Origin of the sequence: Micromonospora sp. CPM1, assembly GCF_023896895.1 — a bacterium.
Taxonomy (GTDB): domain Bacteria; phylum Actinomycetota; class Actinomycetes; order Mycobacteriales; family Micromonosporaceae; genus Micromonospora; species Micromonospora tulbaghiae.
In genome coordinates, this window is the sequence record NZ_JAMHIU010000001.1 from 636,167 (window position 1) to 656,021 (window position 19,855).

Here is a 19,855-nt window from a genome sequence, read left to right on the forward strand (position 1 = left end):
TGACAGCCCGCCCGGCGCGCCCCGCGTGGCGGCCGGCGGCACGTACGAGTTCTGCCCTCAGACGGCGGGCCGGTGCGCGTCCGCGTACCGGCCCGCCGCCCGCTCGGATGACGAGGCGCACGTTCAGGCGGCGAGGGCGGCGGCGAGTCGCCGGGCCTCGGCGACCAGCCGGCTGCCGCCGCCCCGGGCCACCACGTCGGCCAGGCCGGGCACCTCGATCCGGACACCCGTCGCGGTCGCCGTCTCCGCCGCCAGCGCGAGCAGGTCCGGCGTGCCCCGGGCTGGCGTCGGGGCGGCCAGCAGCGGCGGCAACGCCGCGGCGAGCAGCCGCCACACGCTCAGCCGGCCACCCGCCGCGACCGCGTCGCGCAGCGGGGTGACCGCCCGGGTCAGCGTCACCTGCCCGCCGGCCGCCAGCGCGCCGAGATGCCCGCCGGTCGCGGGCGCGTCCAGGTCACCGGCGGCGGCGAGGATCAGCACCGCGTCGAGCGCGGCCACCCGGTCCGCCTCGTGGCGGGCGCACAGCCCGTAGGCCAGCGCCAGATCGAGGGCCGGGCCGCCCGCGCCCGTGCACTCGGCCAGCACCGGCAGGACCGCGCCGTGCCCGAGGGTGTCCTCCTGCGCCGCGCCGGCCACCTCGGGCAGCACGTGGGCGGCGACCACGCCCCGGTGCCCGGGCAGGACGGCCGGCCAGACGTCGCCCCAGCCGTCGGTCCACCGGCCGATCGGCGTGGGCTTCAGGGTGAGCAGGCCGAGCCGGTCCTCGACGCCGTCCGGCGGGGTGAGCGCGACCAGCGTCCGCCCCTCGGGCAGCTGGTCGTAGCCCCAGTCGTACCCGGCCGACCGCGCCCGCCGGCCCACTGTCACCACCTGCTGCGCCGGGGCCGGCACGGCGTCGCCGCGCAGCCAGCGGGCCAGCTCGTCACCGGCCGGCGTGCGCAGCGCCGCGGCGCGTTCGGCCAGCGGCTCGTCCACGCCGGCCGGCAGGCGCAGCAGGGCCTGTGCGAGATCCCAGCGCCACGCCGGACGGTCACCCAGCGCGGCCAGCCGTTCGTAGAGCACCACCGGCTCGATCGCCCCGGTGACCGAGGTCGGCGCGGACAGCAGGCCCGGGTCGTCGCGTCCGTCCAGCCGCTGCCCGATCTCGGCCAGCCGGGTGCAGGCGAGCTGGACGGGCGCGGGTCGACGCGCGGCCGGAACCGGTGGGCCACCCCGCAACGGCAGCGGCGCGCGTGGGCGGGAATCGGCCAGCAGGGTGCTCCACTGGTCGCGGCGGGTCGTCGCCTCGGGCGCACCGCAGACGGCCAGCAGGAGCCCGTGCATCTGCACCGACTGGTTGAACACCGCCCAGGGATGGTCGTACGCGCCGACCTGCTCGCGGCGTACCACCGGCAGCAGCGCCGCCGCGAGCCGCTCGCGGTCGGCGGTGCCGAGCCGGACCAGGCCGTCCATGACGCGTTCCGTCGTCAGCGCGGGCCAGCGCCGGCCGAGCGACGCCGCGATCTCCTCGACCAGTTCGTCCACCCCGGCGATCGGCGGCGGCGCGGCCGCTGCCGGCAGCGGCGGCGGCAGGTCGTCGCGAGCCTCGACCACCGTGGCTACGGCAACCGGCCGGTGGCCGTGCCGCCGCGCCAGCGTCAGCGCGCGCTCGCGCAGGCCGGCGTCCGGGTGGTCGGCCGCCACGGCGAGCACCGCGCCGATCTCCGGGGCCTGGTCGGGGTGCTGCCGGGCCAGCCGGTCGAGCCACGACACCTGCGCCCGGACCAGCGCCTTCTCCGGCCGGGTCAGCACCGTCCGGGCGGCCTCCCACAGCGCCTCCGGCTCGGCGGCGTCACCGGCGTCCCGCAGCGTCCGCTGGGCGGTGCGGGCCACCGGCCCCGGGCCGTCGGCGAGCAGCCGCAGATAGGCGCTCGACCGCACCGCCACCTCGTCCGGGGTCGGCGCCAGCAGGTCGTGCAGGATCAGGAACGGGCGCAGCGCGCCCGGCCGGTCGCCGCGCAGCAGCCGGCCGAGGACGCCGTTGAGCAGCACCACCCGGTCGAGCCGGCCCTCCGCGGCCAGCGCCGCCAGTGCCCGTGGCAGCGCCTCCGTGCCGGTGCCGTCGCCGCGGGCCAGCTCGGCGCCCACGCCGTCCACCTCGAACAGGCGCGGCAGCAGCAGGTCCAGGAACGGGTCCGCGCGCAGCCGGTCCACTGTCGGCGGACGGTCTCCGCGCGGGCCGGGCGAACCCTGCGCGGTGGCCCAGCCACGCACGAAGTCGTCCCCGGTCGGCGGCGGCGCCTTCTCCGCCAGCAGGAGACCGGCGACGAACGGCCAGCCCGCGACCATCCGGTCCCGGGGCAGCCGGTCGGCCAGCTTGTGCGCCACGTCGGCCAGCCAGGTCACCCCGCGCTCCCGGGCGGTGTCGACCACCGGCGCCGCGTCGACGCCCGCCAGCCAGACCGAGCGGCGGCCGAGCACCGCGGCCACCTTGGTCGGTGTGCTCAGCGTGCCCACCGCGGCCACCGCCAGCGTCGCCGCCTCGCCCCGCCACCACCAGTCGTCCCGCCTGCGACGGACGACGGCGACCAGTTCGTCGCCCAGCGCCCGCCGGGCCGGCTCGTCCAACCCGGCCAGGGCCGACCGGACCTCGGACATCCGGCCGCGCACCGCCGCCTCGGCGAAGCCGGTCACGACAGTGCCCCCACCGGCGCCGCGACCATCGACACGGCCAGCGCGTGCCGGCACGGCCCCCGCTGCCCGCGGTGCCGCGCCCACCAGCGGCAGGAACAGGAGTACGCGCCGTCCGGGTGCCGTCGTACCCGGTAGGTCTCGGCGTCGGTGCGTACCGTGGCGTTCTCGCCGTCGCGCTCGACCGCGCCGCGCTCGACGAGCGCACGCGCGCCGACCAGCCGGGGGTTGTCCCGCTCCGCGCGGCCCGCGTCGTAGGGCATCACCCGGTGGAAGTGCGCCCCGTCCGCCACGTCGTACCCGACCCGGCCGGCGGTGCCCAGCTGGGCGAGCGCGGCACGCACCCGCTCGTCGGGCAGCGCGGCGGCGTCGGCCAGCGCGGCCACGTCGATCGTCGGATCCCAGTTGAGCAGCGCGCCGACCAGCTCCGCGTCGTCGACCACGTCGTCGCCCGCCAGCGCCGCCAGGGCCGCGCCCTCACCGGAGAAGCCGCGAGACGGCTCGGGGGACAGCGTCAGCGACAGCCGCAACGCCCCGGTGTCCAGCTCCCACGTGCTCGGCACGGCGGGGGAGCCGGCCCGCACCGCCGGACCGTACACCCGCAGGGTGCGCGCGTGCCGCAGCACGCCGCGCAGCGCCGCGAGCCGGCCCGCGCCGGCCAGGCAGACCGCGCCCGGCGCCGGGCGGGAAGTCAGCCGCAGCGTCCGCCCGGCGGGCACCGCCCACAGCACGCTCCGGTCGCCGGCAGCCGGCAGCCTCCGCAGGAACGCCGCCGCCTCCGCCGCCGCGATCTCGGCGCGCGGCTCGAAGCCGGCGGTGAGCACGTGCACCTCGGCGAAGCCGCGCAGCCAACGGCCGGGCAGCGGCACCTTCCGCTCGACCACCGCGCCGTCCATGGTGGAGACGGTCAGGTCGTCCGGGCCGACCGCCACGTGCAGCGGCTCGATGCCGCCCACCCGGGCCAGCGCCTCGCGCAGCGGCGGGTTCACGTCCACGTTCGTGGTGCCGTGGCCGCTGATCTCGCCGTCGAGCCCGGCCGGCAGGACGTCCATCCGCGCGTACACCCCGCAGCAGCCGGAGAACGACTCGAACCGCAGGCGACCGCGGCTGCCGGTGACCACCGGGTCCAGGCTGGCCGGGCTGACCGGCTGGTGGTAGCGGGTGCGGGCCACCTCGGCGACGGCGAGCAGGCCGGCCGCCGCCGCGGCCGGGGCGGTGAGGAACCCGGCGAAGAAGCGCGGGTTGGCCGCCGGGCCGCCGCAGGTCTGCAGGTCGAGACCGGCGGCGCGCAGCGTGGACGGCTGAAGATATCGGTACGTCTGGACGGCGTTCACGGCGCAGACCGTAGAGGGACCGACCGACAAAACCGCGACGGTCCTGCTAGCTTCCTCGGATGTTCGCCCACGCCCTCACCGACGACGCCGAGCTGCGTCCACTGTCGCCCTGGCACGCCGACGAGTTCCTGGCCAACCTCGACCGCTGCCGCGACCACATCGCACCCTGGGTCGGCGCGTCCTTCGTCGCCACCGACGCCGAGTCGGCCCGCAAGGTCCTCCAGGCGTACGCCGACCGGTGGGCCCGCGACGACGGCGGCATCTGGGGCATCTGGCAGCGGGGCACGCTCGTCGGCGGCGTGCTGTTCGTGTCGCTGAGCACCGATCGCGGGGTGTGCGAGGCCGGCTGCTGGCTGGAACCCGGCGCCGAGGGGCAGGGCCTGGTCACCCGCGCCGCCCGCTTCGTCATCGACTGGGCGGTACGGGAGCGTGGCATCCACCGCGTCGAGTGGGTCACGAAGGCCGGCAACGAGCGCAGCGTCGCGGTCGCGCGGCGGCTCGGCATGAGCCGCGACGGCGTCATGCGCGGAGCCGCACCGACGCCCGACGGCCGCGCCGACCTGGAGGTCTGGTCAGTGCTGGCACCCGAGTGGACCGCCTGACCGCCGGAATTTGTCGTACCCGGACGTGAACATGTGTCCATGGCTGTCCCCGCACTGGCCGACCGGTCCCCCCAGCCGCGCGCCCTGCCGCTGCGCGAGGTCCGCACCCGGCTCACCCAGCTCGTCTCCCTGGCCGAGCTGACCGACACCGTCACGCTCGTCACCCGCGACGGCGATCCCCGGCCGGTGGCCGCGATCGTGCCCGCGTCCGCCGCCCGCACCGGCGCCCAGGCGCGCGCCGACGCCGAACGCGTCGCCGCGATCAGCGCCGGCTGGGCCCGCCGTCTGGAGGAGCTGCACCGGCAGTCCAGCCGGCGGCACGCCGCCGAGCTGCGGGCGCTGGCCGACGCGCTCGCCGAGGCGTGGGCCGAACTCGACCGCCGCGCCCCGGCCGGCGACGCGGCGCTGATCCGGCTGCGCGCCGCGCACGCCGACCTGCTGCGCCGCTGACCCGTGGCGTCCCGGCGGGTGTACGCGGAACGCCACGGGCGTGCGGTCAGCTCCGGCCGCGCTCGGCCCGGTAGCGGCGGATCAGCTCGGCGGTCGAGGTGTCCACGTCGGCCAGGTCCGGGTCCGGCCCGGTGAGCTTCGGCGCGAGCTGGTTGGCCATCACCTTGCCCAGCTCCACGCCCCACTGGTCGAAGGCGTTGATGTCCCAGATCGCGGCCTCGGTGAACACGATGTGCTCGTAGAGCGCGATCAGCTGGCCCAGCGTCGCCGGGGTGAGCTTCGGCGCCAGGATCGACGTGGTCGGGTGGTTGCCCGCCATCACCCGGTGCGGCACCACCTCGGGCGCGGTGCCCTCGGCCTCCACCTGCTCCCGGGTCCGCCCGAACGCCAGCGCGGCGGTCTGGGCGAAGAAGTTCGACATGAACAGGTCGTGCATGTCGCCCAGGTCGTGGTTGGGCCGGCTGAACGCGATGAAGTCCGCCGGGACCAGCCGGGTGCCCTGGTGGATGAGCTGGTAGAACGCGTGCTGACCGTTGGTGCCCGGCTCGCCCCAGAAGATCTCCCCGGTCGGGTACGTCACGGGCGAGCCGTCGAGGCGTACCGACTTGCCGTTGCTCTCCATGGTGAGCTGCTGGAGGTAGGCGGGGAACCGGTGCAGGTACTGCGAGTAGGGCAGCACCGCGTGGGTCTCCGCGCCGAGGAAGTCGGTGTACCAGACGTTGAGCAGGCCGAGCAGCGCCGGCACGTTGCGCTCCACCGGCGCGGACCGGAAGTGCTCGTCGACCGCGTGGTAGCCGGCCAGCATCTCGCGGAAGCGGTCCGGCCCGATCGCCAGCATGACCGACAGGCCGACCGCCGAGGGCAGCGAGTAGCGCCCGCCCACCCAGTCCCAGAAGCCGAACATGTTCTCCGGGTCGATGCCGAAGTCCCGGACCCGCTGCTCGTTGGTGCTGACCGCGACGAAGTGCCGGGCGACCGCGTCGTCGTCCGCGTCCAGCCCGGCGAGCAGCCAGCGGCGCGCCTGGTCGGCGTTGGCGAGCGTCTCCTGGGTGGAGAACGTCTTGGACACCACCACGAACAGCGTGCTCGCCGGGTCCAGGTCGGCGGTCTTGTCGTGGATGTCGGTCGGGTCGATGTTCGACACGAACCGGCAGCTGATGCCCGCGTCCCGGTACGCCTTCAGCGCCTCGTACGCCATCACCGGCCCGAGGTCGGAGCCGCCGATGCCGATGTTGACCACTGTGGTGATCCGCTCGCCGGTGTGGCCCCGCCACGAGCCGGAACGCACCCGCTGCGCGAACGCCGTCATGCGGTCCAGCACGGCGTGCACGTCGGCGACCACGTCCTGGCCGTCCACGGTGAGCGACGCGTCCGGGGGCAGGCGCAGCGCGGTGTGCAGCACCGCCCGGTCCTCGGTGGTGTTGATGTGCCGTCCGGCGAACATGGCCGCGATCCGGTCGGCCAGGCCGACCCGCTCGGCGAGCGCGCCGAGCAGCGCGATCGTCTCGTCGGTGACCAGGTTCTTGCTGTAGTCCACGTGCAGGTCGGCGACCTCACCGGTGAGCCGCTCACCCCGCTGCCCGTCGGCGGCGAACAGGTCGCGCAGGTGCGTGCCGCGCATCGCCTCGGCGTGCTTGCGCAGCGCCTGCCATTCGTCGGTGGTGGTGACGTCCACAGCCATCGGGTCGATCTTCTCCTTCACGACGGGCGGTCGGCCGGCCTGCGCCGGTGAACCCCACAAGCCTGCCACCCGGACCGGTCGCGCGCGACGCGACCCGGCGGCGATCACCGTGCGGGCGGGTCTTTCCGGCCACCGCTGCGGGACACGCCGTTGGGACAGCTGTACGACACGCCGGTTACTGAGTGACATCCTTCGATAGCGGACCGTAGTATCCAGCGTTGCTGCCCGAACGCGTCGAGGGGGTGCCATGGCCGGGATGATCCGTCCTCGTCCGCCGTCCGAGCCGGAGGAGCCGGCCGGGGAGACGACCCTGCCCGAGCTCGTCGATCCGCACTGGATGCACCGGGCCACCGAACTGGCCCACACCGGCTTCTGGTCGGTGGCGCGCCGGTTGCCCGCGCTGATCCGCGAGGCGATCAGTCTCGCCTGGGCGACCAGCCGCCGGGACACCGCCGCCTCGCTGGGCCTCAACGTCGCCGCCGGCGTGCTCACCACACTGGGCCTGCTCGCCACCACCGGGGTGCTCCACCAACTGTTCGCGGCCGGTCCGACACCGGACCGGATCCGGGCGGCGCTGCCTGCCCTGGCAGTGGCGGCGGCCGCCGTCGCCGGGCGCGGCGCGCTGACCATCGCCGCCGGATGGGCGCAGGCCCGGCTCGTACCGCAGATCAACTTCACGGTGGAGCGGCGGCTGTTCGAGACGACGTCCGCTGTGGAACTGGCGGCCTTCGACGACGCCGGCTTCGCCGAGGAGATGGACCGCGCCCGCGACCGGGGACTGGCCGAGGCGGGCTCCCTGGTCAACGACACGGTCAACCTCGTCACCGGCGTGGTCGGCGTGATCGCCACGGCCACCGCCGTGACGATCATCCACCCGCTGCTGCTGCCCTGCCTCGTGGTCGCCGCCGCGCCGGAGGCGGTGACGGCGGTGCGAATGGCCCGCCGCCAGCACGTCGACTGGCTCGCCCGCATCACCCGGCGGCGACGCAAGTGGATGCTGGGCGACCTGATGGCCAACCGGCACACCGCGGCCGAGATCCGCGCCTATCAGATGCGCGACTTCCTGCTCTCCGAATACCACCTCATGACGCGCCTGGAGACCCGCGCCGAGCTGCGCCTCGCCCGGGCGCAGACGGTCACCCGGGCGATCGGCCTGTCCATCACGGGCATCGCCACGTTCGGGCTCTACGTGGTGCTGGGCGCGTTGCTGGTGGGTGGTGTGGTGGCGCTCGCGGCGGCGGCCACCGCGCTGCTCGCGCTCCAGTCCGCGCGTACGAGCCTGCGCACGGCGATCTTCGCCACCAACTCGCTCTACGAGGACGCCCTCTACTACCAGGACTACCGCGACTTCCTCGACCGGGCGACCCGGCGGATCCCGGCCGGCGGGCACCTGCCGGTCGACGGGTTCACGCGCATCGACGTCGACCGGGTCAGCCTGCGCTACCCGGACACCGACAGCGCGGCTGTCGACGAGGTCAGCCTCACGTTCCGGCGCGGTGAGGTGATCGCGCTGGTGGGGGAGAACGGTTCCGGCAAGACCACGCTCGCCAAGCTGATCGCGGGCCTCTACCGGCCCACCGGCGGCACGATCCGGTGGGACGGCGTGGACGCCGCCGAACTGGACCCACGCCAGACCGCCGCCCAGGTGGCGGTGATGAGCCAGGACTGGTGGAGGTTCCCGTTCACCGCCCGGCAGAACATCCGCGTCGGCCGCCACGACCGAGCCGGCGCGCAGGGCCCCAGCGTGGAGACCGCCGCCCGCGACGCCGCCGCCCACGACATGATCAGCGAGCTGCCGTTCGGGTACGACACGCTGCTCGACCGGCAGTTCAAGGACGGGCAGGACCTGTCCGGCGGGCAGTGGCAGCGGCTGGTGGCCGCACGCGGGCTCTACCGCGACGCCCGGCTGCTGATCTGCGACGAGCCGTCCGCCGCGCTGGACGCGCGTGCCGAGCACGCCCTCTTCCAGCACCTGCGGCGGCACCCGGACCGGGCCGTCGTCCTGATCACCCACCGGCTCGCGAACGTCCGGCACGCCGACCGGATCTTCGTGATGGACCACGGCCGGCTCGCGCAGTCCGGCGACCACGACACGCTGATGGCGCAGGGCGGGCTCTACCGCGAGCTGTTCGAGTTGCAGGCGGCCGGCTACCTCGCCGGCAGCGCGGAGCCCGCCGACGGTTGACCTCCAGCGCACTCGAACTCCTACCGTGACCGGACCGCGCGCCACCCGGCCGGCGCGGTGCAACCCAGGGAGTTCACATGCGCTATCGCGTCCTCGGCGGCACCGGCATCGAGGTCAGCGTCCACTGCCTCGGCACCATGATGTTCGGCGCGGTCGGCAACCCCGACCACGACGACTGCGCCCGGATCGTCCACGCGGCACTCGACCGCGGAATCAACTTCGTGGACACCGCCGACATGTACTCGGCCGGCGAGTCGGAGGAGATCGTCGGCAAGGCCCTGCGCGGCCGGCGCGACGACGTGGTGCTCGCCACGAAGGTCCACTTCCCGATGGGGGAGGGGCCCAACCGGGGCGGCAACTCGCGGCGCTGGATCGTCCGGGAGGTCGAGGACAGCCTGCGCCGGCTGGGCACCGACTGGATCGACCTCTACCAGGTGCACCGTCCCGACCACACCACCGACGTCGAGGAGACGCTCGGCGTGCTCACCGACCTGGTCCGGGCCGGGAAGATCCGCGCGTTCGGCTGCTCGACGTTCCCGGCCGAGGAGATCGTGGAGGCGCACCACGTCGCCGAACGGCGGGCGCTCGGCCGGTTCCGCACCGAGCAGCCGCCGTACTCGATCCTGGCCCGCGGCATCGAGACGTCGGTACTGCCGGTGTGCCGCCGCTACCGGATGGGCGTGCTGGTGTGGAGCCCGCTGGCCTCCGGGTTCCTGTCCGGCCGCTACCGGCAGGGGAAGCCCGTCGACCTCGGTGCGGGCCGGCCGGCACTCACCCCGGCTCGGTTCGACCCGGCGCTGCCGGGCAACGCCGCGAAGTACGCCGCCGTGGAGGAACTGGTCGCGCTCGCCGGCGAGGTGGGCTGCACGCTGCCGCAGCTCGCCGTGGCGTTCACCGCCGCGCACCCGGCTGTCACCTCGACCATCATCGGACCGCGCACCATGGACCAGCTGGACGCGCTGCTGGCCGGCGCGGAGCTGACGCTCGACGACGCGGTGCTGGACCGCATCGACGAGATCGTTCCGCCGGGCACGAACCTCTACCAGCCCGACGGCGCCTGGTCCCCGCCCACCCTGACCGACCCGTCCCACCGCCGCCGCCCCCTCCCAGACCGAGCCGCCGCCTGACCCTCGTTCCGTCCGCCCACGCACCCTTCCCGCACCCCGTCCCGTCCTGCCCGCCTCGCCCCGTCCTCCTCCCTCCCCGCCACCAGCTCGTCGATCATGAAGTTCCGGCCCCGGCAAAGCGCGTGAATCGGGCGCCCGGGGGGCCGATACCGCAAGATCGACGAGGCGAGGCGAGGCGAGGCGAGGCGAGGCGGGAAGGGCGGGCGGGGCGAGGTGGGGCGGGGAAGGGCGGGTGGGGAACTGCGTCGACAGGGGACGGCTGCGGAATCACACTGGGCGGGTGGAACACCGGGATCTCGTTCGGGTGAGCAAGCGGCTGTCGCTGGCGTTGCGGCACCGGCCCGACGCGTTCGGACTGCGACTCGACCGGGCCGGCTGGGTGCCGGTCGCCGACGTGCTCGCCGGGCTGCGGATCAGCCGCGCCCAGCTGGACGCCGTGGTCGCTGGTAACGACAAGCAGCGGTTCGCGGTGGAGATTGGCCCGGACGGGGCCGACCGGATCCGCGCCAACCAGGGGCACTCCGTTCCGGTCGACCTCGGCCTGACGCCGGCCGCGCCGCCGCCCCGGCTGTTCCACGGCACCGGCGAGGCCGTTCTGGACGCGATCCGGGCGCAGGGGCTGCGCCGGGGCGGGCGGCACCACGTACACCTGTCGCCGGATGTGGCCACGGCCCGGCGCGTCGGCGCGCGCCGGGGCGGCGCGGTGGTGGTGCTGACCGTGGACGCGGCGGCGATGGCCGAGGCCGGGTACCTGTTCTACCGCTCGGCGAACGGGGTGTGGCTCACCGACACCGTCCCGCCGCCCTACCTCGGCACCACCTGAGCGGCGGTCAGCAGGCGGTCACGGGGTGGGCCACGACGGCGTCGAACAGGTACGCGAGGTCGTTCGGCGCGGCCCGGTCGGGCTGGACGGCGCCGATGCAGTCCGTGGCGCGGGCGCGCAGGACGTGCCGTCCGGCGGCCTCAGGGCGCCAGCGGGCGGTCCAGCGCTGCCAGGCGCCACCCCGGTCGGCCTCGACCAGGTCGGCGGGGCGCCACCCGTCGCCGGTGTCCACCTCGACGTGCTCGATCGGGCCGTTGCCGGACCAGGAGCGGCCGGTCAGCAGCATCTCCTCCCCGGCCGGCACCCGGGCGTCCCAGGGCAGCTCGAACGCGCTGCGCACCGGCTGAGCGGTGAGCACCGTGCCGTCGGCCGGGTGGCCGGGACCGAACATCCGGTAGAACTGCGTGTTCCACGGCGAGAACAGAGGACTGGTGGAGACCTCGATCGCGCCCACCCACTTGATCGAGGAGATGCCGACCCAGCCGGGCACCACGACCCGCACCGGGAAACCGTGGTCGGCGGGCAGCGGCTCGCCGTTCATCTCGTACGCCAGCAGCACGTCGTCGAGCGCCTTGGCGACGGGCATCGGGCGGCGTACCCGGCCGAGGTTGACCCCGCCGCTGACGTAGTCCGGGTCGAGGCCCTCGGGCATCACGTCGACCGCCTCGTCGCGCAGCCCGGCCAGGCGCAGCACCGTGCCGAGCCGCACGCCCCGCCAGCGGGCCACGCCGACGCTGCCCAGTCCCCACGCCACGCCCGGGGCGGGCTCGTCCTGCTGCTCGGCGAAGTAGCGCCGTCCGTTTCCGGCGCACTCCAGCAGCGCCGCGTGCTCCTCGGCGGGCAGCCGGCGCAGCTCGTCGAGGTCGAACTCGACCGGGTTGTCGCGGGTGGGCGCGCCGCGCAGGCCGTCGCCGAACAGGCGCAGCCGCCAGGTGGCCGCGTCCAGGTGCGGGGTGACCGTGTGGTTGCGGACGAAGAAGCGGTCGGTCGGGACCACGTACCCCTGGCCGGCCATCGACGGCCAGCGCATCTCGGCGTTGGTGTCCAGCGGGCGCAGCAGCTCCGGCGGCAGCGGCTTGACGATCGGCGCGCCGGGGTCGACGCCGACCGGCGCGGACGCCACCGCGACCGGCTCGCGCTCCGCGGCGGCGGCGGTCACCGCGCCCATCGCCGCGCCCACCTCCAGCAGCCGGTCGCGGTCGACGCCCGGCCCGTGCGCCTGCCCGGCGAGCCACTGCCGGCTCCGGTCGGCGTCGTGGGCGGCTTCGGCTGAGGACGGGGACTGACTCACGACTGACCTCCAGGGTGGGCGACGCTGCCTTTCCTATTCAATCAGTAGGACTTTTCATCGATCCGTCGCAGGTGGTGGCGACTCACGCCGCAGCGAGCAGCGTCACCACCCCGGCCGCCACGAGCACACCGGCCCAGAGCCGGTCGACGTTGAACCAGGCCCGGCGCAGCACACCGACGCCGAGCACCTCGTACACCAGCAGGGCCACGGCCAGCGCGACGGCGAGCATGGCGGCGGTGTGCACGGCGGCGGCGAGCAGGCCGGTCAGCGCGCCGGCCGGCGCGGCGGCGAGGTGCCCGGCGTGCGGGCCTCCGCCGGCCGCCGGTTCGGCGAGCAGCACCGGCAGCAGCATCAGGCCCGCGCCGTGCGCCGCCGACATCAGGAACGACCAGGCGGCGAGCTGCGCCGCCGACAGCCGCATCCCGGCCCACCGGAAGTGCCGGTCGGACAGCAGCCGCCACAGCCCGAACCCGACCAGCAGCACGCCGCCGGCCACCGCGACCAGGGTGCTCGCCGTCACCGACCGGGTCGCACTGACCAGGGCGGCGACCACCGCCACCGACGCCAGGTGACCGGCGGCGATCGGCGGCAGCGCCGCCAGCAGCGCGGCCCGGCGGCGCTCCTGGAGGCCCCGGGCCACCGCGAACAGCCACCCCATCGCCGGGTTCAGCCCGTGGAACGCGCCGAGGCCGCCCAGCGCCGCCCAGGTCGCGCCGGTCACGGGAAGCAGTACGAGTCGGACGAGGCGTCGCCGCCCTGCAACCGGGTCTGGTGCACGCGCAGGCCGCGGAACTCCTCCCCGCGCGGGAAGAACCGCGGGTCCGGCACCAGGCCCCCATGCTCCGGGTCGACGTCGAGCTTCGCCACCCAGGCACCCACCCCGTCGGGGTAGAACTGGTCGTCCCAGGCGCCGTAGAGCGAGTTGCTGACGTAGACGCGGCGGCCGTCCCGGCTGATCTCCACCATCTGCGGCCCGCCGGCCAGCGGCTCGTCCGGGAACGCCGGGTGCGGGGTGCGGTTGACGATGCCACCCAGGCGCACCGAGCCGACGCGTACCGGGTGGAACGGGTCGCTGACGTCGTAGCGGATCAGTTCGCCGGTGCCCCAGCAGGAGACGTGCAGGAACCGGTCGTCCACCGACAGGTCGATGTCGGTGACCAGCGGCGGCACCGCCCCGAACGGCTTGAGCAGGTCCGGCAGGTCGGCCGGGTCGGCCGGTTCGGCCGGGATGTCGATCACCTTGGTCACCGCCCAGGCGTCGCCGTCGCGGTGCCACAGCCAGATCGAGGCGGACAGGTCCTCGACGCTGATCACCACGCCGACGAAGCCGTACGACTTCGTCGGGTCGTGCGCGGGGCGCAGCTCCAGCGGCATCTGGTACTGGTCGCCGAGGTCGACGCGCTGCACGTGCCGGCGCTTCGCCAGGTCCCAGAAGTGGATCGCGTGCCCGTACCCGCGGCCCAGCAGCAGCTCACCGACGATGCCGTCCTCGATCATCGACGGCGTGCCCCACTCGCTGGTGACCAGCACGTCCTGGGTGTAGTGCCACCAGAAGTCGTACGCCAGGAACTGCGGCCCCCGGTCGGCCTCCCACGCGCCGCGTACCTCGAACGTGGTGTGGTCGAGTACGGCGATGCCGCCGGGCCCCTCCTGCCCGTCCGCGCCGCCGAGCGCGGAGACGTAGATGCCGTCCGGCCCGCAGTGCACGGTGTGCGGGCGGGAGTACCCGGCGCGCTCGCCCAGCTCCTTCGCCTCGATCACCTTGACCAGGTTCGGCCGGCGCGGGTCGGGCCTGGTGTCCAGCACGTGGATCCGGGACGAGCGCAGGCCCGGCACGATCAGGTAGCGGCGTTCCACGTGCGGGTGCGGCGCGGTCGGGCAGAGCGCGCTGCTGCACGCGTTCCAGCCGAAGTGGTGCAGTTCGTCGCCGGTGTTCGGCAGTTCGGTCCAGCCGACGACCCGGCCGTACGAGCCGGAGTCCGGGTCGGTGTCGAGCACCGCGATGGCGTCGGGGCGCTGCCCGGCGCGGTCGAACGCGGCGACGTAGGCGAGCTTCTCGGCCGGCGCGGTCGCGGCGAGTGCGGGGGAGGGGTAGAAGGTCGGGTCGGGGGTCCAGCGGGTCATCGGTTCTCCCTCGCGGTCAACCGGCGGGTACGCCGAGGCGGTCGAGCAGGTGGCGGCGCAGCGCGCCGAGGGCCGGGTCGTCGGGGCTCGGGGAAGGGCCGAGGCGTACCGGCACCTCCTCGGCGATCACGCCGTCGTCGAGGAGCAGGACGCGGTCGGCCAGCAGCAGCGCCTCCTCCACGTCGTGGGTGACGAGCAGCGCGGCGAAGCCGTGCTGGGCGCGCAGCCGCCGCAGCAGCCCCTGCATGCGCAGCCGGGTCAGCGCGTCGAGTGCGCCGAACGGCTCGTCCAGCAGCAGCAGGTCCGGTTCGCGGACCAGCGCGCGGGCCACCGCGACCCGCTGCGCCTGCCCGCCGGACAGCTCGGCCGGCCAGGCCCGGCCCCGGTCGGCGAGCCCCACCTCGGCCAGCGCGCGGCCGACCCGGTCGTCCACGTCCGGCCCGGTCAGCCCGAGCGCCACGTTGTCGGCCACCCGCTTCCACGGCAGCAGCCGGTGTTCCTGGAACACCACGGCGGCGGTGCCGTGCACCGCGTACTCGCCGCCCGCGTCGCCGTCGAGCCCGGCCAGCACGCGCAGCAGCGTGCTCTTGCCGGAGCCGCTACCGCCGAGCAGCGCCACCGTCTCCCCGGCGCCGATGGTCAGGTCCACCCCGGCCAGCACCACGGCCGGGCCGAACGCCCGGGTCACCGCGCGCGCGGTGAGCACCGGTCCGGTCAGGTCGCGCGCAGTCCGCGTCGCCACGCCAGCGTCCTCCTCTCCGCGTACCGGATGAGCAGGTCGGAGGCGAGCCCCAGCAGCGCGTAGATGAGCAGGCCGAGCACCACCACGTCGGTCTGGCTGAACTCGCGGGCCTCCATCATCAGGAACCCGACGCCGGTCTGCGCGTTCACCTGCTCACCGACGACCAGGCTCAGCCAGGCCGCGCCGATGGCCAGCCGCAGCCCGAGGAACAGCGCCGGCAGAGCGCCGGGCAGCACCACGTGCCGCAGCCGGGCCGCCGCGCCGAGGCCGCAGGTGCGCGCCGCCTCCACCAGCCGCTCGTCGATGTCGCGGATGCCGGCGTACGTGTTGAAGTAGATCGGGAAGAACGCGCCGAGCGCGACCAGCGTGACCTTCAGCGACTCGCCGATGCCCACCCAGATGATCAGCAGCGGGACCAGGCCCAGGTGCGGCAGCATCCGGGCCATCTGCACCGGCGGGTCGACCAGGTCGTCGCCGAGGCGCAGCAGCCCCGCCGCCGCGCCGAGCACCAGTGCCAGGCCGCCGCCGATGAGCAGGCCGAGCGCGGCGCGGGTGAGCGAGTCGAGCAGGTGCACGCCGAGCGTGCCGTCGCGCGCCAGCCGCCACCCGGTGGCCAGCACCGCGCTGGGCGCGGGCAGCTTCTCGGGGGCGAGCAGCCCGGTCCGCGCGGCGACCTCCCAGCCGAGCACCAGCACGACCGGGCTCACCGCGCGCCGCCACCGCCGCGAGACGCGGGCCCGCGACCGCCGCGGCGTCGCCCGATCGGGTACGACCGGAGCGGTCGCCTCGGCCAGCGCCGGACCACTCACTGGAACGCCTCGTTGAACCGGCCGTCGATCCGGCCGGCGATGTCGACCGGTCCGGGCACCAGCTTCAGCTCCACGAAGCTGTCCGCGATGGCCTGCAACTCGGCGCCGATCTCCGGGGTGACCGGGGCGAGCGGCTTGGCGCTTCGGGCCAGCGCCCGGGTGGTCACGTCGAGCGGGATCTTCAGCTCCGGGGCGAGGATGGCGGCCCGCTCGCCCGGGTGGGCGATGCCCCAGTCGGTGGTCTGCCGGTACGTGTTCAGGAACGCCTGCACGTCGGCGGTGCGGTTCTTCACCGCGTCCGGCGCGGCCAGCACGTACTCACGGTTGCCGGCCAGGCCGGTGGCGTCGGCGAGCACCCGGACGCCCGGCTGTTCGGCAAGCGCGAAGTAGGGATCCCAGATGATCCACGCGTCGACCTGCCCGTTGTCGAACGCGGGCCGTCCCTCGGCGGGCTTGAGGTACTTCACCTTGATGTCGGCGAGCGTCATCTTGTTCGCCTCCAGCAGCTTCACCAGCAGCCAGTGCACGTTGGAGCCCTTGTTCAGCGCGACCGTCCTGCCGCGCAGGTCGGCGAAGCCGCGGTACGGGCTGTCCGCCTTGACCAGCACCGCCTCGCCCTGCGGGATCGGCGCGGACGTGCCGACCACGGAGAACGGGATCTTTCCGGCGGCGGCGAACACCGGCGGCGCCTCGCCGACCTGGCCGATGTCGATCGAGCCGGCCTTGAGCGCCTCGGTCAGGGCCGGGCCGCTCTCGAACAGCGACCAGGTGACGTTCTTCGCGTCGCCGCGCGCCTTGACCAGGCTGAGCCCGCCGAAGCGCTGGTAGCCGATCCGCAGCGGACCGTCGCCGCCGCCGCTGGCGTCGGCCGCCTCGCCGCCGCAGGCCGTCAACGCCGTCGCGGCGAGCAGCGCGAGGGTGGTGAGCAGCGCGGCCAGCGGCCGGCGGCGGGATCTGGGGGTACGCATGACGACTCCTCGGGGAGGGGAAGGGCCCGGCGTCGGCGGGCGACAGCAACCTACCAACCCGATAGGTTTTATGGGTAGGGTGTCGGCGTGGTCGTCCCACCCCTCAGGAGGCGGCCCGTCCGACCGCGCACCGGAGGTACACCATGTCGCTCACCTTCCACTGGTTCCTGCCGACCTACGGCGACAGCCGGGACATCGTGGGCGGCGGTCACGGCGTACCGGTCGGCACGGCGGGTGGCGCGCGACCGGCCAGTGTGGCGTACCTGGGGCAGATCGCCCGCACCGCCGAACAGCTCGGCTTCGCCGGGGCGCTCACCCCCACCGGCGCCTGGTGCGAGGACGCCTGGCTGACCACCGCCATGCTCACCGAGGTCACCGAGCGGCTGAAGTTCCTCGTCGCGTTCCGGCCCGGCCTGCTCTCACCCACCCTCGCCGCGCAGATGGCGTCCACGTTCCAGCGCCTGTCCGGCGGGCGGCTGCTGCTCAACGTGGTCACCGGCGGCGAGTCCGCCGAGCAGCGCGCGTACGGCGACTTCCTGGACAAGGACGCCCGCTACGCGCGTACCGACGAGTTCCTGCACGTGGTGCGGGCGCTCTGGCGCGGCGAGACGGTCGACCACGACGGCGCCCACCTGCGGGTCGAGGGCGCCCGGCTCGGCCGGGTGCCCGACCCGGTGCCGCCGGTCTACTTCGGCGGGTCGTCCGGCGCGGCCGGGCCGGTGGCGGTCCGGCACAGCGACGTCTACCTGACCTGGGGCGAGCCGCCCGCGCAGGTGGCCGGCAAGCTGGACTGGATCCGCGGGCTCGCCGCCGAGGCCGGTCGCGAGCTGCGGTACGGCATCCGGCTGCACGTGATCAGCCGGGACACCGCCGAGGAGGCGTGGGCCCAGGCGCGCAAGCTGCTCGACGGCATCCCCGAGGCCGACGTGCGCGCGGTGCAGGAAGGGCTGCGGCGCAGCGAGTCCGAGGGGCAGCGGCGGATGCTCGACCTGCACGGCGGCTCCCGCGACGGGCTGGAGGTCTCGCCGAACCTGTGGGCCGGATTCGGCCTGGTACGCGGCGGCGCGGGCACCGCGCTGGTCGGCAGCCACACCGAGGTCGCCGACCGGATCGCCGAGTACCACGCGCTCGGCCTGGACGAGTTCATCCTCTCCGGCCACCCGCACCTGGAGGAGGCGTACTGGTTCGGCGAGGGCGTGCTGCGGATCCTGCGGCGGCGCGGGTTGTGGCGGCACCCGGCCGGTGAGCCGGAGATCGAGGTGCCGGCGGCCGTGCCGTTCTCGCCCCAGCCCGTCCCGGCGGGCGGCTGACCTCGTCGACCCCGTTACCGGGCTGAGCGTGCCGGGCCGTCCGGCGCCGCCGGATTGGTCGCGGTCACGGCCGGGCGCTGCCCGGGTCGCCTCGGTCAGGGCGGGGCGCTGCCCGGGGTCGCCTCGGTCAGAGCGGGCGTTGGCCGGCGAGGAAGTCGGCCAGCACCCGGGTGTGCGTGGAGAAGGCCAGCTCGACCGGATCGGTGAGCACCAGCCACTCGGTGGCCTCCTCGGTCGGCGCCGACGGCGGCAGGTCACCCACCGGCCGTTCGGGCAGCACGCCGAAGACCATCATGGTGCCGCCCGCCGGGGCGCCGTGCACCGCGAACAGCCGCGCCTCGCCCGCCTCGGCCAGCAGCCCGGTCTCCTCGCGCAGCTCGCGGACGAGCGCGTCGGACCACTCCTCGCCGTACTCGACGAAGCCGCCCGGCAGCGCGAGCTGCCCACGCGCCGGTTCGATGTCGCGGCGCACCACCACCACGCCGAGTCCTTCCGGCGTGCGGACCGGCAGCACCGCCACCGCCACCGGCAGCGGATTGCGCCACACCGTCTCGCCGCAGGAGGAACAGACACGCGGCCACCCGGCGTCCGCCGGGTAGGCCGCGCCGCAGAACGAGCAGTGCGAGTACGCGGTCACGCCGCAGCACGTTACCCGCACCCCCGGCCCCGGATCAGACGTCACCCCCTCCGGCCGGCGAGCGTGGCGCGCGCCTCCATCAGGGCGAACCCGAGCAGGTTGTCGCCCCGCCACGTCGCCGGGTCGGCGGCGCGCGGGTCGTCGGCGGTCAGGCCGATGCCCCAGACCCGGTCGGTCGGGCTGGCCTCGACGAGCACCCGGTCGCCGGTGCCGAGCAGGAACCGCCGCAGCGGCTCGTGCTGGGCGAACTTGGCGACGCTGCCGGCCACCACGATCTCGTAGCGGCGGGCCGTCCAGGTCGCCTCGTCGAAGTCGCGGACCTGCCGCCCGAGCGCCTTGGCCCGGTGCGGATGCCCGGCGGCCAGCACGCGCTCGGCGATCGCGTGATCACCGAAGAGGGTGGCCTTGTGCCACATCATCCAGTGCTCAGCCGTCGCGAACTCGCGCCCGTCCACTGTGAACGCCGCCGGCCACCACTGGCTCAGGCAGCTCGCGCCGACGCTGCCGTCAGGCCGTGGCCGGTGCCCCCAGAAGTGCAGGTACTTGACCGTCTGCCCGGCGTCGAGCGCAGTGGTCAGGTCGGCGACGGTGCGGATCGGCATGCCCGTAGTCTGCCCCACCCCACCGACATCCCACACCCGCACTCTCGCCCGGGGGATGCCGCACCGACATCACCGTCCACCACGGACACCTCCGCCCCTCCCCGCCCGGCTGCCTCGACCCGTCCGCTCGCGTCAACAGGCCGACCACGCGCCTCACGACGTCGAGCCGCATCTCTCCGGCCCGAGCCGATCCCGCCTCTCGACCGCAGAGAAAGCCGTCCCGCATCACGAGATCCCAAGAGATCTTGGAGCGAACGGGCCCCGATGAGGGCCAATTCCTACCAAGATCTCCACGCGCCGCCCTCCCTCCCCGTCGATCTTGCACCTTGGTGGCCCGTATAACGCGCCTACCGGACATTCTGCGGGCTCAACCTGCAAGATCTGTGAAGGTGGCTGTCAAGTGGTGGCTTCGAGGGTGCGCCAGATTTGGCGGGCTATGTAGCGTTTGAGGCTGCGGGTGATCTCGGCTGGGGTGCGGCCTTCTGTGGTGCGGCGGTTGA

17 protein-coding genes are annotated in these 19,855 nt (G+C 74.8%); 6 read left to right on the forward strand and 11 right to left on the reverse strand.

Going from position 1 to position 19,855, the window contains the following annotated elements; genetic code table 11:
- Nucleotides 1-123 precede the first annotated feature (123 nt).
- Nucleotides 124-2,673, reverse strand: coding sequence for a hypothetical protein (locus tag M8C11_RS02440; protein WP_252448140.1), 2,550 nt, complete (start codon nucleotides 2,671-2,673; stop codon nucleotides 124-126).
- Nucleotides 2,670-4,004 carry an SWIM zinc finger family protein gene (locus M8C11_RS02445; protein WP_252448141.1) on the reverse strand — a complete coding sequence of 445 codons (1,335 nt, stop codon included), beginning with the start codon at nucleotides 4,002-4,004 and terminating at the stop codon, nucleotides 2,670-2,672. Before M8C11_RS02445 ends, M8C11_RS02440 begins: the two co-directional genes overlap by 4 nt.
- Before the next feature lie 59 nt (nucleotides 4,005-4,063).
- Here M8C11_RS02445 and M8C11_RS02450 point away from each other — a divergent pair, with 59 nt between their 5' ends.
- Together M8C11_RS02450 and M8C11_RS02455 are read left to right on the forward strand one after the other, a co-directional pair.
- Nucleotides 4,064-4,606, forward strand: a complete 543-nt coding sequence (locus tag M8C11_RS02450; RefSeq protein ID WP_121686266.1) for a GNAT family N-acetyltransferase — start codon at nucleotides 4,064-4,066, stop codon at nucleotides 4,604-4,606.
- Nucleotides 4,607-4,645: 39 nt separating this feature from the next.
- Nucleotides 4,646-5,056, forward strand: coding sequence for a type II toxin-antitoxin system Phd/YefM family antitoxin (locus M8C11_RS02455; RefSeq protein WP_252448142.1), 411 nt, complete (start codon nucleotides 4,646-4,648; stop codon nucleotides 5,054-5,056).
- Nucleotides 5,057-5,102: 46 nt separating this feature from the next.
- On the opposite strand, the gene pgi is transcribed toward M8C11_RS02455, so the two are convergent.
- On the reverse strand, nucleotides 5,103-6,737 hold the full coding sequence (pgi, locus tag M8C11_RS02460; RefSeq protein ID WP_121686271.1) for a glucose-6-phosphate isomerase: 1,635 nt from the start codon (nucleotides 6,735-6,737) through the stop codon (nucleotides 5,103-5,105).
- Nucleotides 6,738-6,984: 247 nt separating this feature from the next.
- Between pgi and M8C11_RS02465 the strand changes: the two genes are divergently transcribed.
- From M8C11_RS02465 to M8C11_RS02475, 3 genes are all read left to right on the forward strand, one after another.
- Complete coding sequence (locus M8C11_RS02465) at nucleotides 6,985-8,922, forward strand: ABC transporter ATP-binding protein (protein ID WP_252448143.1); 1,938 nt, start codon at nucleotides 6,985-6,987, stop codon at nucleotides 8,920-8,922.
- A 77-nt stretch (nucleotides 8,923-8,999) separates the two neighbouring features.
- Entirely contained in the window at nucleotides 9,000-10,049 is a 1,050-nt protein-coding gene (locus tag M8C11_RS02470) for an aldo/keto reductase (RefSeq protein ID WP_252448144.1), read from the forward strand.
- Nucleotides 10,050-10,329: 280 nt separating this feature from the next.
- On the forward strand, nucleotides 10,330-10,872 hold the full coding sequence (locus M8C11_RS02475; protein WP_252448145.1) for an RNA 2'-phosphotransferase: 543 nt from the start codon (nucleotides 10,330-10,332) through the stop codon (nucleotides 10,870-10,872).
- 7 nt (nucleotides 10,873-10,879) lie between these two features.
- On the opposite strand, the gene M8C11_RS02480 is transcribed toward M8C11_RS02475, so the two are convergent.
- From M8C11_RS02480 to M8C11_RS02505, 6 genes are all read right to left on the reverse strand, one after another.
- A complete protein-coding gene (locus tag M8C11_RS02480) occupies nucleotides 10,880-12,163 on the reverse strand; it encodes a sulfite oxidase (RefSeq protein WP_252448146.1) in 1,284 nt (427 codons plus the stop codon).
- A gap of 82 nt (nucleotides 12,164-12,245) precedes the next feature.
- A complete protein-coding gene (locus M8C11_RS02485) occupies nucleotides 12,246-12,884 on the reverse strand; it encodes a hypothetical protein (RefSeq protein ID WP_210895229.1) in 639 nt (212 codons plus the stop codon).
- Entirely contained in the window at nucleotides 12,881-14,287 is a 1,407-nt protein-coding gene (locus M8C11_RS02490) for a selenium-binding family protein (RefSeq protein WP_252448147.1), read from the reverse strand. The genes M8C11_RS02485 and M8C11_RS02490 overlap by 4 nt, the downstream gene beginning before the upstream one ends.
- Nucleotides 14,288-14,303: 16 nt before the next feature.
- Nucleotides 14,304-15,029 (reverse strand): ABC transporter ATP-binding protein, encoded by a 726-nt coding sequence (locus M8C11_RS02495; RefSeq protein WP_252448148.1) that lies wholly within the window; start codon nucleotides 15,027-15,029, stop codon nucleotides 14,304-14,306.
- Nucleotides 15,002-15,838 carry an ABC transporter permease gene (locus M8C11_RS02500; protein ID WP_252448149.1) on the reverse strand — a complete coding sequence of 279 codons (837 nt, stop codon included), beginning with the start codon at nucleotides 15,836-15,838 and terminating at the stop codon, nucleotides 15,002-15,004. The genes M8C11_RS02495 and M8C11_RS02500 overlap by 28 nt, the downstream gene beginning before the upstream one ends.
- On the reverse strand, nucleotides 15,835-16,806 hold the full coding sequence (locus M8C11_RS02505; RefSeq protein ID WP_252448150.1) for a sulfonate ABC transporter substrate-binding protein: 972 nt from the start codon (nucleotides 16,804-16,806) through the stop codon (nucleotides 15,835-15,837). Before M8C11_RS02505 ends, M8C11_RS02500 begins: the two co-directional genes overlap by 4 nt.
- A 143-nt stretch (nucleotides 16,807-16,949) precedes the next feature.
- Here M8C11_RS02505 and M8C11_RS02510 point away from each other — a divergent pair, with 143 nt between their 5' ends.
- Nucleotides 16,950-18,116 (forward strand): LLM class flavin-dependent oxidoreductase, encoded by a 1,167-nt coding sequence (locus M8C11_RS02510; protein WP_252448151.1) that lies wholly within the window; start codon nucleotides 16,950-16,952, stop codon nucleotides 18,114-18,116.
- 127 nt (nucleotides 18,117-18,243) lie between these two features.
- On the opposite strand, the gene M8C11_RS02515 is transcribed toward M8C11_RS02510, so the two are convergent.
- Both M8C11_RS02515 and M8C11_RS02520 read right to left on the reverse strand, forming a co-directional pair.
- The gene (locus tag M8C11_RS02515) at nucleotides 18,244-18,753 is read right to left on the reverse strand and encodes an NUDIX domain-containing protein (protein WP_252448152.1); all 510 of its coding nucleotides are present in this window, start codon (nucleotides 18,751-18,753) and stop codon (nucleotides 18,244-18,246) included.
- Nucleotides 18,754-18,794: 41 nt separating this feature from the next.
- A complete protein-coding gene (locus M8C11_RS02520; RefSeq protein WP_252448153.1) occupies nucleotides 18,795-19,355 on the reverse strand; it encodes an NADAR family protein in 561 nt (186 codons plus the stop codon).
- Nucleotides 19,356-19,855: the final 500 nt, after the last annotated feature.

What these genes read in the sequence shown, in the direction of transcription:
- M8C11_RS02465 (WP_252448143.1), top strand. Translation starts at nt 6,985, where the DNA reads ATGGCCGGGATGATCCGTCCTCGTCCGCCGTCCGAGCCGGAGGAGCCG.
- M8C11_RS02505 (WP_252448150.1), bottom strand. Translation starts at nt 16,806, where the DNA reads ATGCGTACCCCCAGATCCCGCCGCCGGCCGCTGGCCGCGCTGCTCACC.
- M8C11_RS02520 (WP_252448153.1), bottom strand. Translation starts at nt 19,355, where the DNA reads ATGCCGATCCGCACCGTCGCCGACCTGACCACTGCGCTCGACGCCGGG.
- pgi (WP_121686271.1), bottom strand. Translation starts at nt 6,737, where the DNA reads ATGGCTGTGGACGTCACCACCACCGACGAATGGCAGGCGCTGCGCAAG.
- M8C11_RS02470 (WP_252448144.1), top strand. Translation starts at nt 9,000, where the DNA reads ATGCGCTATCGCGTCCTCGGCGGCACCGGCATCGAGGTCAGCGTCCAC.
- M8C11_RS02510 (WP_252448151.1), top strand. Translation starts at nt 16,950, where the DNA reads ATGTCGCTCACCTTCCACTGGTTCCTGCCGACCTACGGCGACAGCCGG.
- M8C11_RS02450 (WP_121686266.1), top strand. Translation starts at nt 4,064, where the DNA reads ATGTTCGCCCACGCCCTCACCGACGACGCCGAGCTGCGTCCACTGTCG.
- M8C11_RS02455 (WP_252448142.1), top strand. Translation starts at nt 4,646, where the DNA reads ATGGCTGTCCCCGCACTGGCCGACCGGTCCCCCCAGCCGCGCGCCCTG.
- M8C11_RS02490 (WP_252448147.1), bottom strand. Translation starts at nt 14,287, where the DNA reads ATGACCCGCTGGACCCCCGACCCGACCTTCTACCCCTCCCCCGCACTC.